The organism is Corynebacterium sp. UMB10119B (assembly GCF_030228125.1).
Taxonomy (GTDB): Bacteria; Actinomycetota; Actinomycetes; order Mycobacteriales; family Mycobacteriaceae; genus Corynebacterium; species Corynebacterium pseudogenitalium.
In genome coordinates, this window is the sequence record NZ_JASPBG010000011.1 from 67,823 (window position 1) to 80,670 (window position 12,848).

General features: G+C 60.6%; 15 protein-coding genes and 1 other RNA gene. 12 read left to right on the top strand and 4 right to left on the bottom strand.

The features are described from left to right. The first annotated feature begins 69 nt into the window (after positions 1-69). A complete protein-coding gene (locus QP802_RS09005; RefSeq protein ID WP_252931485.1) occupies positions 70-927 on the top strand; it encodes a S1 family peptidase in 858 nt (285 codons plus the stop codon). 22 nt (positions 928-949) lie between these two features. Here QP802_RS09005 and hisN read toward each other — a convergent pair whose 3' ends face one another. Both hisN and QP802_RS09015 read right to left on the bottom strand, forming a co-directional pair. After that, a complete protein-coding gene (gene hisN / locus QP802_RS09010) occupies positions 950-1,738 on the bottom strand; it encodes a histidinol-phosphatase (RefSeq protein WP_284818439.1) in 789 nt (262 codons plus the stop codon). Further along, positions 1,722-2,534: an inositol monophosphatase family protein gene (locus tag QP802_RS09015; protein WP_252931487.1), complete on the bottom strand. Its 813-nt coding sequence runs from the start codon at positions 2,532-2,534 to the stop codon at positions 1,722-1,724. The genes hisN and QP802_RS09015 overlap by 17 nt, the downstream gene beginning before the upstream one ends. Positions 2,535-2,591: 57 nt before the next feature. Here QP802_RS09015 and prfB point away from each other — a divergent pair, with 57 nt between their 5' ends. The 7 genes from prfB (at position 2,592) to QP802_RS09050 (ending at position 8,154) form a co-directional block, all read left to right on the top strand. After that, on the top strand, positions 2,592-3,707 hold the full coding sequence (prfB, locus tag QP802_RS09020; RefSeq protein WP_284818442.1) for a peptide chain release factor 2: 1,116 nt from the start codon (positions 2,592-2,594) through the stop codon (positions 3,705-3,707). A 16-nt stretch (positions 3,708-3,723) separates the two neighbouring features. After that, positions 3,724-4,416 (top strand): cell division ATP-binding protein FtsE, encoded by a 693-nt coding sequence (gene ftsE, locus QP802_RS09025; RefSeq protein WP_256000960.1) that lies wholly within the window; start codon positions 3,724-3,726, stop codon positions 4,414-4,416. A gap of 2 nt (positions 4,417-4,418) precedes the next feature. Further along, positions 4,419-5,321, top strand: a complete 903-nt coding sequence (gene ftsX, locus QP802_RS09030) for a permease-like cell division protein FtsX (protein ID WP_256000959.1) — start codon at positions 4,419-4,421, stop codon at positions 5,319-5,321. Positions 5,322-5,336: 15 nt separating this feature from the next. After that, complete coding sequence (smpB, locus tag QP802_RS09035; protein WP_284818445.1) at positions 5,337-5,831, top strand: SsrA-binding protein SmpB; 495 nt, start codon at positions 5,337-5,339, stop codon at positions 5,829-5,831. 12 nt (positions 5,832-5,843) lie between these two features. Then, positions 5,844-6,488, top strand: a complete 645-nt coding sequence (locus QP802_RS09040) for an SDR family oxidoreductase (RefSeq protein ID WP_284818446.1) — start codon at positions 5,844-5,846, stop codon at positions 6,486-6,488. Positions 6,489-6,555: 67 nt separating this feature from the next. Beyond that, positions 6,556-6,947: a transfer-messenger RNA gene (ssrA, locus tag QP802_RS09045) on the top strand. A 520-nt stretch (positions 6,948-7,467) separates the two neighbouring features. Further along, positions 7,468-8,154: an NAD(P)H-binding protein gene (locus QP802_RS09050; RefSeq protein ID WP_256008539.1), complete on the top strand. Its 687-nt coding sequence runs from the start codon at positions 7,468-7,470 to the stop codon at positions 8,152-8,154. A gap of 289 nt (positions 8,155-8,443) precedes the next feature. Here QP802_RS09050 and QP802_RS09055 read toward each other — a convergent pair whose 3' ends face one another. Together QP802_RS09055 and QP802_RS09060 are read right to left on the bottom strand one after the other, a co-directional pair. Further along, positions 8,444-8,590, bottom strand: a complete 147-nt coding sequence (locus QP802_RS09055; protein WP_284818448.1) for a hypothetical protein — start codon at positions 8,588-8,590, stop codon at positions 8,444-8,446. Next, on the bottom strand, positions 8,587-8,730 hold the full coding sequence (locus tag QP802_RS09060) for a hypothetical protein (RefSeq protein ID WP_168156195.1): 144 nt from the start codon (positions 8,728-8,730) through the stop codon (positions 8,587-8,589). Before QP802_RS09060 ends, QP802_RS09055 begins: the two co-directional genes overlap by 4 nt. A 264-nt stretch (positions 8,731-8,994) precedes the next feature. Here QP802_RS09060 and QP802_RS09065 point away from each other — a divergent pair, with 264 nt between their 5' ends. From QP802_RS09065 to QP802_RS09080, 4 genes are read left to right on the top strand one after another with little or no spacing between them, the layout of a single operon-like run. After that, positions 8,995-10,017, top strand: coding sequence for a siderophore ABC transporter substrate-binding protein (locus QP802_RS09065; RefSeq protein ID WP_070362874.1), 1,023 nt, complete (start codon positions 8,995-8,997; stop codon positions 10,015-10,017). Continuing rightward, a complete protein-coding gene (locus tag QP802_RS09070) occupies positions 10,017-10,991 on the top strand; it encodes an ABC transporter permease (RefSeq protein ID WP_070476993.1) in 975 nt (324 codons plus the stop codon). Before QP802_RS09065 ends, QP802_RS09070 begins: the two co-directional genes overlap by 1 nt. Then, entirely contained in the window at positions 10,984-12,006 is a 1,023-nt protein-coding gene (locus tag QP802_RS09075) for an iron chelate uptake ABC transporter family permease subunit (protein ID WP_070362872.1), read from the top strand. Before QP802_RS09070 ends, QP802_RS09075 begins: the two co-directional genes overlap by 8 nt. Beyond that, entirely contained in the window at positions 12,003-12,758 is a 756-nt protein-coding gene (locus tag QP802_RS09080; protein ID WP_070362871.1) for an iron ABC transporter ATP-binding protein, read from the top strand. The genes QP802_RS09075 and QP802_RS09080 overlap by 4 nt, the downstream gene beginning before the upstream one ends. The last annotated feature ends 90 nt before the right edge of the window (positions 12,759-12,848 follow it).

Consider the following 12,848-nt stretch of genomic DNA (forward strand, 5'->3'; position numbering starts at 1 on the left):
GGGCAAATTAGGGCAAAAGGTGGCATTGTGTACTCAAGAAACGTCTGTGGTCGGAGTGGAAGGGTGCCTATGTTGCTTCGCCGAGTGTGTGCGCTCGTTGCTGGGGTTGGAATCGCGGTCGCAGGGGTGGGGTTCGCGCCACCGGCAACAGCGCAGGTGCGCTCGGAGTACGAGGGCAACGTCGACCCAAACTATGTCTGGCGTAGCGACGCCGCTTCGAAGCTACTCGCCGGAAAACCTTGGACCGACTACGTGCTGCACCGCGTGCCCGGTTCCTTCCACGACGCCCCGCGGATTCCGGAGGCCTCGAACCAAGCGCTCACTCGGGGAAATTCCCTCTACGGGCCCAGCACCCCGATTTACGTGAAGCGCACGAACGGCACCGAATCAATGTGCACCGTCGCCGTGGCGGGCCACGACGATAAAGGGCACAAGTACGCGCTGACCGCCGGGCACTGCGGTGAAGTTGGCGACGCCGTCACCTCCGCCGACTCCTGGCAAGTCGGGCCTTCCGGCACCATCGTGGAGGTCAACCGGGACCTCGACTACGCACTGATCGAGCTGGGATCGAACGCAGAGGTGACCCGCTCCTACAACGGCGTCCACATCAACCACCTCGGCAGCAAGCCGATCAAGCCCGGCAACGTGGTGTGCAAGCAGGGCGTGGCCTCCGGCAGGACGTGCGGCGTGACGCTGCACGACTGGGAGTCCATGAACATCTCCCACACCTGCGCCATGCAGGGTGATTCGGGCGCACCCGTAGTGGTGGGCGACCGCCTCGTCGGCATCCTGAACGGCGGGGTGCTCCCATCGCCGTTCGATGTCTCGTGCCACAGCCCGCTGCAGGGCGTGATTCACGCGCCGACGGGCGCGGTCCGGCTGGACGCGGTGCTGTCCACGCTGGACAACGGCTTCCGCCTGCCCTAAGGCTTCAAGCGCTTGAAGTTTCTTAGACGCCGATTACCTTCCGGGCGGCGTCGTGCAGCAGCCCGTTCGTGGCGATCGCGTCGCCGCCGTGCGGTCCAGGCTCACCGTTGAGTGAGCTAAACGTGCCACCGGCCTCCGTGACCAGGACAGACAGAGCAGCGAGGTCCCACACAGAAACCTCCGGTTCTGCCGCGATGTCGACGGCGCCCTCGGCCACCAGGCAGTAGCCGAAGAAATCCCCGTAGCCGCGCAGGCGCCAGGTGCGCTCAGTGAGTGCGATGAAGTTCTCCTGCAGGTCGCGGGCCTTCCAGCCCTCAAGCGAAGACATCGCCAGGGAGGCATCCGCAAGCTCGCTCACATGGGAGACCTCGAGGCGCTTCAGGCTGCCCTTGTTAAACGTCCGCCACGCGCCCGAGCCTTGGGCCGCGTACCAGCGGCGCGCAAGCGCTGGGGCAGAGACGACGCCTAGGACTGGTTGGCCGTCGACAAGCAGTGAAATCAACGTCGCCCACACGGGTACACCGCGAACGAAGTTCTTCGTGCCGTCGATCGGGTCGATGACCCACTGGCGGCCCTCGAAGGCGGTCTCTCCGCCGAACTCTTCGCCAACGATCGAGTCGCCTGGACGCGCCTCGGCGAGGCGCTCACGCAACACCTCCTCGACAGCGACATCGGCGTCGGAAACCGGGGTCATATCCGGCTTCGATTTCACCTTCAGGTCGGACGCTTCGAAGCGGTCGAGCGTAATCGCGTCGGCAGCATCCGCAAGCTCTAGTGCAAGTGCCAGGTCATCGTCATAAAGATTCGTCATGCTCAGTAAGCCTAGCTTCAATGTCCGACACAATTTGTGGATTTCCGGCAACACACCAGGTCACCCCGCCCGCAGGCACCTTCTTTGCCACGCCCCCAACGGCCTCAATGAGCGCCTTGCCCGGCAGCCAATCCCAGTCGGCGACGGAGTGCTGCAGCCAGCCGCCCAGCTGGCCACTGGCGATATTAGACAGGTCGACGGAGCCCGCGCCCCACATACGGATCGTCGCCGCATCGCGCACCGCGCGCAACCACGCATTTCGGATGGCGTCATCGCGCATGAACGTCGGGTGCAGGTAGGTGACCAGGCCCTGCGAGGGAAGCGACGCCGGTGCAAGGTCGGGCAGGGGCTCGCCGTTGCGCGTCGCAACGCCGTCGTGGGCAAGCCACGTGGTTTTCATCGCCGGGCGGTGCACCGCGCCAATCAGGATGCGCGCCGGGTCCGAGGGGTCGCCCTCTACCAGCGCGAGCGCCGAGCAGAAGTAGTCCGATCCCTGCGTGAAGTTAAACGTGCCATCAACCGGGTCAATCACCCACGTCCGTGAGGAATCGCCATGTTTGGAAGCACCCTCTTCGCCGAGGACGCCGTCGTGTGGGCGCAGCTCGGCGAGCGTTTCTGCGACGAATCGTTCCGCGGCACGGTCCGCCTCCGTCACCACGTCGGAAATTGAGGTCTTGTAATCCGTTGAAAGGCCTTCCTCCCGCATCCGCAGCGCAAGCGAGCCAGCATGCTCAACCAGCGCGGCGGCCAGTGTTGCGTCATCAGAGTCGCGATGTTGCTCAATGAAAGAAGTCATGTACCCATTATGGGGCTGTGCGCGCGATTTGTGGAGCGTCGTCTAGACTTCGACGGTATGCAACCGGAGACGCTCGCTCGAATCAAATGTATTGACGCCACGTTGACCACCATCGAAAAAGTCATGGACCTCGACGAAATGGCCCTGCGCATCAAAGAACTCGAGCAGCAAGCCGGCGACCCGAGCCTCTGGGACGACCCCGCCCACGCGCAGCAGGTCACCTCGGAGCTCTCCAGCGTCCAGGCTCGCCTGAAGAAAGTCACGAGCTTGCGCTCGCGTATCGACGACCTCCCCGTCATGTACGAACTCGCCGAAGAGGAAGGCGATCCTTCGCTCGCCGACGATGAGCTCGACGCCGTCGAAGCGGACGTCGATTCCCTGGAAGTGCAGACGATGCTGTCGGGCGAGTACGACGAGCGCGAGGCCGTCGTCAACATCCGCTCCGGCGCCGGCGGTGTTGATGCTGCTGACTGGGCCGAGATGCTCATGCGCATGTACATCCGCTGGGCAGAGAAGCACGGCCACAAGGTGGACGTGTACGACATTTCGTATGCAGAAGAGGCCGGGATTAAGTCGGCGACCTTCGTGGTGCACGGGGAATATATGTACGGTCAGCTTTCTGTCGAACAGGGCGCGCACCGCCTGGTGCGCATCTCGCCGTTCGATAACCAGGCGCGACGCCAGACCTCGTTCGCTGAGGTAGAAGTGCTGCCGGTGGTCGAACACACCGACTCGATTGAAATCCCCGATAGCGAGATTCGCGTGGATGTCTACCGCTCCTCGGGTCCCGGCGGGCAGTCGGTGAACACCACAGACTCGGCGGTGCGCATCACGCACATCCCAACCGGCATCGTGGTGACCTGCCAGAACGAGAAATCTCAGATCCAGAACAAGGCGTCCGCGCTCAACGTGCTGCAGTCCAAGCTCCTGGAGAAGAAACGCATGGAAGAAAAGGCTGAGATGGACGCCCTCGGTGCCGGTGGCAACGCCAGCTGGGGCAACCAGATGCGCTCCTATGTGCTGCACCCGTACCAGATGGTGAAGGACCTGCGCACGAACTACGAGGTGGGGGACCCGCAGAAGGTGCTCGACGGCGACATCGACGGCTTCCTGGAGGCCGGTATCCGCTGGCGCATGGAGCAACTTCAGTCACAGGAGCAACAGAAGAAGTAGTAGTAGTGTGTAGCGGGTGATCACTTTTTCCAACGTGACGAAGGTCTACCCGACGTCCACACGCCCAGCACTCGACGATGTCTCATTCGAAATTGCCGACGGCGACTTCGTCTTCCTCATCGGCCCGTCCGGGTCCGGCAAGTCGACGTTGCTTCAGCTGATGATCCGTGAGGAAAACCTGACCTCGGGGGATATCTACTTCGACGACTTCCACGTCAACGCATTAAAGGGCAGCAACGTAAACCTGCTGCGTCAGTCCATCGGCTACGTCTTCCAGGACTTCAGGCTGCTGCCCAAGCTGAGCGTCTACGACAATGTGGCCTTCGCGCTCGAGGTGATCGGGAAGAAGAAGCAGCGCATCGCAAAGCTGGTGCCGGAGGCCCTTGAGCTGGTCGGACTGGATGCGAAAGCGAACCGTATGCCACACGAACTGTCAGGCGGCGAGCAGCAGCGCGTCGCAATCGCGCGAGCGTTCGTCGATAAGCCCCCACTCGTCCTTGCCGACGAGCCCACGGGCAACCTCGACCCGGGAACCTCCGACGAGATCATGGCGCTACTCGCGCGCATCAACCGCCTTGGCACCACCGTTGTGATGTCCACCCACAACGCACGCGCCGTCAACGAGATGCGCCAGCGCGTCATGGAACTGCACCTGGGCAAACTTGTTCGCGACGACGCCAACGGCGTCTACGGAACCGTGAGGGGATAAGCATGAACTGGAACTTCATTTTCCGCGAAGGCCTCCGCGGCCTCGGGCGCAACTTCACCATGACTATCGCGCTCATCATCACCACCGCGCTCTCGCTCGTGTTGGTTGGTGCCGGCATCCTCATTTCACAGGCGACGAGCGCGACGAAGGACCTCTACCTCGACCGCGTCGAAGTCATGGTGGAGCTCGACGAGACCATCTCCGCTGAGGACAACGACTGTTCCTCGGAGGCCTGCCGCGAGGTCCGCGACACCCTGCAAGCCGACGACCGCGTCGAACAGGTGACCTTCCGTTCCCGCGAGCAGTCCTACGAACGCTTCGTGGAGCTCTTCCAGGACTCCGAGCCGGACCTCGTGCGCGAAACCTCCCCGGACGCGCTGCCCGCCGCGCTGCACGTGCGCCTCAAGGACCCGTCCGACATCGCACCTATCGACGCCATCCGTGACATGCCGCAGGTTGCCATGGTCAGCGACCAGGCCGACACCGTACGCGAGGCCGCGGGCACCATGGACACCTTCCGCAACGTGACCTTCGTCGTCGCCGCCGCGCAGGCACTGGCCTCGCTGTTCCTGATCGTGAACATGGTCCAGCTCGCCGCGTACAACCGCCGCGAGCAGATCGCCATTATGCGCATGGTGGGTGCATCCCGCTGGTTCACCCAGGCCCCATTCGTGCTGGAAGCGGTGCTCTCCGTGCTGATCGGTGCAGTACTTGCCACCGTGTTGGCGTGGGTGGGGAAGCGCTCGCTCGTCGACCCGATCCTCGGTGACCTCTACGCCTCCCAACTCGTCGCCCGCGTTCCGGACTCCGCCGTCATGACAGTGATGCCGCTTGTCGGTCTTGGGGCCGTCGTCATCGGCGCCCTCGCAGCTCAGGTGGCACTGCGCAGCTACGTGCGGAAGTAGTAGGGTGGAACGCCTATGGGCAAGAAGAAGAAACAGAAGCTGAGCAACACCGGGGTACTTGCGACCAACCGCAAAGCGCGGCACGACTACAACATCCTGGACACCTGGGAGGCCGGCATCGTGCTTGTCGGTACCGAGATTAAGTCGCTGCGCGAAGGCAAGGTGTCGCTGGTCGAAGCATTCGCCACCATCGATAACGGCGAGGTCTGGCTGCGCAACATGCACATCCCCGAATACTCGAAAGGGCACTGGACGAACCACCCTCCACGCCGGACCCGCAAGCTACTCATGCACCGCCGCGAAATCGACTCCCTACAGGGCAAACTTCGCGACGGTAACCGCACCCTCATCCCGCTCTCGCTCTACCTCAAGAACGGCCGTGCGAAAGTAGAGCTCGGCCTGGGGCAGGGTAAGCAGGACTACGACAAGCGACAAGCCATCAAACGCCGCACTGAGGACCGCGAAATCGCCCGCGACCTCGGCCGGAAGTTCAAAGGCATCAAAGCCTAAGGAGGATTCACGATGAAGCACGCACTCGTCACCGGGGCATCCCGCGGGATCGGCCGCGCGATCGCCGAGGAACTCGGCCGCGACCACCGCATCTACGTCGGCGCCTCCCGCGACGCCTCCGAGGTTGTCAGCGCACTGCCCAGCGCGGAGCCCTTCGAGGTTGACCTGACGGACAGCGCCGCTGTGGCGGAGGCTGCGTCGAACATTGAAGAGCTCGACGTGCTCGTGCTCGCCGCAGGCGTCATGACGCCCGCCCGCCTCACCGACCTTTCCGAAGCCGACCTGCGCCGCACCATGGAAGTCAACGTGATCGCACCAATGCTGCTGACGAAAGCGCTCTTGCCCGCGCTGCGACGCAGTAACGGCCTCATTCTGACCATCAACTCCGGCGCCGGCTTCTTTGGTATCGACGGCAACTCCGCCTACTGTGCCTCCAAATTCGGCCTGCGCGGCTTCACCGATTCCCTCCGCTTGGAGGAAGCCGGAGCCGTGCGCGTGACCTCCCTACACCCAGGGCGCACCGACACCGACATGCTCCACGGCGACACAAACGGTCCGAAGATGACGCCACAGTCCGTGGCGAAAGCTGCACGCCTCGCCGTCGACGCCGGCCCGGATGCCGTGGTCGAATTCCTGCGCATCACCCCAACCGCCTAAGTCGGGGCCCTTGCGCGGGAGCGCGATTGTCGGCTACAGTGGTGCTCCTACGGTTCCCGTAGTACGAGGGGTCGATTCTGGTTTCGACTTCATCGACTAAGCCAGGGGAAGCGTGCCGGTGCAGGCTAGAGACCACCGTAAGCGTCGTAGCAACCAATAAACGCAGAGAAGAACTCTCAGCGTGACTACGCCCTCGCTGCCTAATTAGAAAGGTTCAGCGACCTGCGTGTCCGTCAGGCCGGGGATGCCCCCGACCCGGTACCTGGCGTCGACTTAGGGGGCTTGCCTTCCGGCCCTGTCAGTGGGGCCTCGGAAGGGACATTTTTCACTGACTGGGCCCGTCATCCGGACATGTTTGCCTGATCCGGAGGGCCGAGCAGAGGCAGTGCGCGAACTGCGCACGGAGAAGCCCTGGCGCGGTGGTGAAGGACCCGGGTTCAATTCCCGGCGGCTCCACTGACCCTCTACTTGTTTAAGCAGGTAGAGGGTCATTTTCTTCATATCTTGCCGAGGCTATTCCATCGGCTTCAGGTTGCATACCTGGTGCTCGGTAGACCGAGCTTGTTACGCTTCAGTGTGACTGTCCCTAAGGAATGGATCGGGTTCTAGTGTGAGTCTTCCAAAGGTCCTGTGGATTTGTGTTGGTATTGCGACGGTGATCTTGGCCACCAGAAGCGGGATCCCGTGGGAGCTGACTGTTGTCCTCTGCTTCGTTACCGCCGTAGTGACGGTAAGGCTCGTTGCTTCAGGTTCTGAACCGTCATTCGCACGGGTGGCCATCGGCGCACTTACGATGTGCGCGGTTGCTGGCATTTTCTTACCGCTGGTTCTTCCGCTCGCATATGTCGGATACGTTGCATGGACTTGGTTTTCGATTGTGGGCGATTGTGAAGGAGAGTAACTACAAGTTGAGGGTCTGGGTATGACCCAAATTTCGGCCAACCGTTAGAGAAAGCAGATGACGCGTACAGTGGCGCCCATGACTGAAACGACGACTGCACGCAAGAACGTTCTGTACATCGGTGGCCATGGCAAGGTGGGGCTGTTGGCAGCGCCAAAGCTCGTCGCCGCTGGCCATACTGTCCATTCCCTCATACGCAACCCCGACCAGGCTGCCGATATTGAAGCGCTCGGAGCTACCCCTGTCTTGCGGGACCTAACCGAGATCTCCGTTGAGGACTGGGCTGAGCTCCTTGCCCAGTATGACGTCGCCGTGTGGGGCGCCGGCAACGGTGGACGCGCTGGTGCCGAAGTGACGTGGGCAGTCGACCGCGACGCCGCCCTGGCCTCCATCGCTGGGCTAGAGAAACTGGCTGCGGAGGGGAAGCGAGCACCGGCTTACGTGATGATCTCCTATGTCGGCGCCACTGAGAACACGACTGACCCGTCGGATGAGTCGTGGTATGCGTATGTCGAGTCGAAGAAGGCCGTCGATAAGAAGCTGAATTCGACGGACCTCAACTACCTCATCCTCGGCCCAGCGGCGCTCACCGAAGAGCCTGCTGGGGGCATTACTGTGCTGGACAATGATGCAGAGCGTGCCAGCAGCATGACGACTTCCCGCGAGCTTGTTGCGGACGTCGTTACCGAGGTTGTCAGTCGTGCACATTTCCCAGCGTCGCCGCTGGAGTTCATTGACGGCGAAGGCAGCGTCAAAGACATCTAGAGGCCAGAGCCCCAAGTGAAAGGTAAAGCGTGATGAGCGAGCCAGTTGAACACGGGTGAAGATTTGCTCGAATACGTGGTGAGTATTGGCCCTAGAATATGAAGCTGGTTTCGGAAGATGAAGCGGATATTGAACTTGCCGATATGGTTGGTGCTCCGTGGGACTCGTTCACCGAAGAGTAAAGCACATAGCTAGTTGTAGCCGTCACTGTGAGTGGCGGTTTTTGGCTTGGAGGGGATCTCACGTTTATTGACGATCGGTAGAATCTCTTCCGTTCCCCTCAGTGACGTTACGCCTTGTCTGCGTACAGGTAGCGGGAGAATGCTGAAAGAGCTGCGGCAGCGCCTATGGCAATCGTCCAGGCCCAGCCGGTCGCCAGATATGCAAGGGCAGTACCGAGGATGTAGATGGCTGAGTTGTTGAGCGGTGACTTCATCGGGAAGCATCCTTTCGCACGAGCGCGACTGTGTCCCAGGTGAGGGCGACAACCGCGACCGCAAGCAGGATCCATACGATGGGACTGCTAGGGGCAACGATGTAGGCGAGAAAGAATGCCAAGACTGCGATTGTGGACATTTGAGGTCCTCCTGTCGTACTGACGCGGTGAGATCCAGTGCTCTGAGTATTCTGTCACAGCTAAGGGGTGCTTGCACCAGATGGGCCTGCGGTCAATGGCTGGTTCGATCCGATCTAAGCTGCGTAGCTGCAAGACGCGGGGGTAAGAAGAGGGGGACGTCGATAATTACTTTCTTCTCTAAGCCTTGCCTAACTCTCATGGGTGATTTAGGCTGAGTGAGGTAACCCTACCCTTGGATATGAGTAGCAAGGATACTTTTCAACATGATTCGTTTTTCACGTAAGACCATCGTGGCTGTTGCAGCCGCCGCAGCGATGACGCTGACCGCCTGCTCTGAAGCAGAGTCGAACAACGCGTCCACTTCGGAGACCCAGGCTAGCGCCTCCGCTACGACGACTGCCGCGGAAAACGGCACCGTGACCGTGACCGACAACTATGGCGAAAAGACTGTGCCGACTCCGCCGAAGCGCGTCGTTGCGCTCGACAACCGCACCTTCGAGCTCCTGGACTCCTGGGGTGTGAAGCCGGTTGCGGCGCCAAAGAAGTTGGTTTCGAAAGATGTTCCGGGCCTGCGAGACAATGACGATATTGCGGACATCGGCAATCACAAGGAGCCGAATCTGGAGATCATCGTTGCAGCTGACCCGGACGTGATCATCTCGGGCCAGCGTTTTGAAAAGTACGACGACGAGATTCAGAAACTTGTTCCGAACGCAGTACTCGTCGACTTCGAACCACGTGACGATGAACCCTTCGACCGTGAGTTGATCCGTCAGACCCTCGAGCTCGGCGAAATCTTCGGTAAGCAGGCCGAAGCGGAGAAAACCGTCGAAGACTTCACCAAGGCGGTACAGCGTGCTCGCGACGCATACGACCCAGCGCAGACCGTGATGGCTGTCAACGTTTCTGGTGGGGAAATCGGATATGTTGCGCCGGGCATCGGCCGCACCTTTGGCCCCCTCTTTGACCTCATCGGTTTCACTCCGGCGCTGAAGGTAGAAAACGCCTCGAGCGACCACAAGGGTGACGATATTTCTGTTGAGGCTATCGCCGACTCCAACCCAGATTGGATCTTCGCCCTTGACCGCGACGCGGCCATTAAGAAGGAAGGGGAGTCCCCGGCTGCTCTGAGCGTGCTGAGCGACTCTGCCGCACTGCAGAATGTCACCGCAGTCAAGGAGAACCACATCTATGTGGCTCCGCAGGACACCTACATCAACGAGTCCATCCTGACCTACACCGAAATCCTGAACGGCATTGCTGACCAGCTGGAGGCCGCCAAGTAATGGCGCAACCGGGTACGCGCACCCACCCCAAACTTCTTAACTGGAAGCTTGGGGTGGGTCTCGTCATTGTGATCGTGCTGCTGGCCCTGTCCTTATTGGTTGGCCAGTACGACGTCTTTCGATCAAGCGACGGCTGGGACATGTTCAAAACCACCCGCGTTCCGCGCACTATCGCGCTGGTGCTTGCTGGCGCCGCGATGGCGATGAGCGGTCTGATCATGCAGATGCTCACGCAGAACCGCTTCGTCGAGCCCACCACGACGGGTACCACCGAGTGGGCTGGCCTGGGCTTGCTGGCGTCGTACGTATTTTTGCCCGACGGCACGATCCTGCAGCGCATGATCATTTCCGTCACCTTCGCATTCATCGGGACGATGGTCTTCTTTGCGTTCCTTCGGAGGGTGACGCTGCGCTCGAGCCTGATCGTCCCGATCGTCGGCATCATGCTCGGCGCCGTTGTCAGCGCATTCTCCACGTTTTGGGCGCTTCAAACTGACCTGCTTCAGTCGCTCGGGATTTGGTTCGCTGGCTCGTTTACCTCAGTGATTTCCGGGCAGTACGAGGTACTCTGGATCGTCGTCGCGGTCGTGATTGCCGTGTTCTTCTACGCCGACCGCCTTACAGCCGCCGGCCTGGGGGAGGACGTCGCCACGAACATTGGCCTTAACTACGGCCGCATCATCTTGGTCGGAACGAGCCTCGTTGCGGTCGCAGCGGGCGTCGTGACGGTGGTCGTCGGCAATCTTCCTTTTCTTGGGCTCATTGTTCCCAACATTGTTTCCATGATGCGTGGCGACGACCTCCGCTCCAACCTTCCGTGGGTCTGCCTCCTCGGCGTAGGCATCGTCACGGTGTGCGACTTGCTGGCCCGCACGATCATCGCCCCGTTCGAGATCCCGGTGTCCGTCATCTTGGGCATCATCGGTGCGGTGGTTTTCGTCTTCTTGATCGTGAGGCAGAGTCGCCGTGCCTAAACAACCTATCGACGCCCGCTTCGTCGGCGCCTTCCAATCCAGCAGGAGCAAAACCCGCTACTGGGTAATTCTTGCGTGCCTTATCATCGCCGCGGTCTGCTTTACCGCGGGTTTGCTGGCCTACGGCAACCCCATGGACTTCGGCACCACCGGATACTGGCTGATTGCGAAGCGCCGTTTGAACTCGGTTATCGCGATGGCGATTGTGGCGCTGTGCCAGGCGGTGGCGACCGTTTCGTTCCAAACGGTGACGAACAACCGCATCATTACGCCGTCCATCATGGGTTTTGAAGCCCTCTACGTGTCGATTCACACCTCGACCGTGTTCTTCCTCGGTGCCGCTGGCCTGAACAATGGATATACGCTCCAGATGTTCGTGCTGCAGCTAGTGCTCATGGTTGGCCTGAGCCTTGTGCTGTACGCGTGGCTGTTGTCCGGAAAGCACGCAAATATGCACGCGATGCTGCTGGTCGGCATCGTGATCGGTGGCGGACTCGGCAGCGTGTCGACGTTCATGCAGCGCCTCCTCACACCAAGCGAGTTCGACGTCCTCACCGCGCGGCTGTTCGGCTCCGTCAACAACGCGGATCCTGAGTACTATCCGGTCGCTATCCCACTCGCGGTCGGCGCCACAGCACTACTGGTCTTCAATTCACGCCGCCTCAACGTCCTCGCACTCGGCAGAGATGTCACCGTGAACCTCGGCGTTAGCCACCGATTCCACTCGATCTTCACATTGGTGCTGGTCTCCATCTTGATGGCGGTCTCGACCGCGCTCGTCGGGCCGATGACGTTCCTGGGGTTCCTCGTAGCGACGCTCGCGTACCAATTCTGCGATACCTACGACCACCGTTACATCTTCCCAATGGCAGTACTGCTGGGATTCTGCGTACTCAGTGGCGCCTACTTCATCATGAACCACGTGTTTTATGCGCAGGGCGTCGTGTCAATCATCATTGAGCTCGTCGGTGGCATCACCTTTTTGGCAGTCATCTTGAAGAAGGGACGCTTATGATCACGCTGAAAGAAGTCCGCAAAGACTACGGCGACGACGTCAAAATCGGACCCGTCAATATCGAGATTCCCGCTGGTGGCATCACCGCGCTCGTTGGACCGAACGGTGCGGGCAAGTCGACGCTCCTCACGATGATTGGGCGTCTCTTAGCTATCGACTCCGGCACCGTCGAAATCGGCCGTATGGACGTCACCAGCGCTAAATCAAAAGATCTCGCAAAGATCATCTCGATCTTGCGTCAGGAGAACCACTTTGTGACGCGCCTGACGGTGCGCCAGCTCGTCGGCTTCGGGCGCTTCCCGTACAGCCATGGACGTCTCACTCCCGAGGACGAGCAGATCATCTCGAAGTACATCGACTTCCTTGGTCTCCACGAACTCGAAAACCGTTACCTGGATCAGCTCTCAGGAGGGCAGCGTCAGCGCGCTTACGTTGCGATGGTGCTCTGCCAGGAAACTGACTATGTTCTTCTCGACGAACCACTAAACAATCTCGACATTGCACACTCGGTGGAAATGATGAAGCACCTGTACTCCGCCGCGAGGGACTTCGGGCGGACCATCATCATCGTGCTGCACGACATCAACTTCGCAGCGAAGTACGCCGACTACATCTGCGCCACCAAGGATGGTCAGATCGCCGCGTTTGGGACTCCGCGCGAAATCATGAACGACGAGTTGCTCACGCAAATCTTCAACACGCCCGTGCATGTAATTGAGGGCCCGGATGGGCCACTCGCTACATATCACTAAAATGCTCGTTACGCAGGCGATTTGTGTTGTTTGTTGGTTCGTGGTTAAGTTATCCCTCGTTGCCGACGAGCGGCCTGGCCGCTTGGAGGG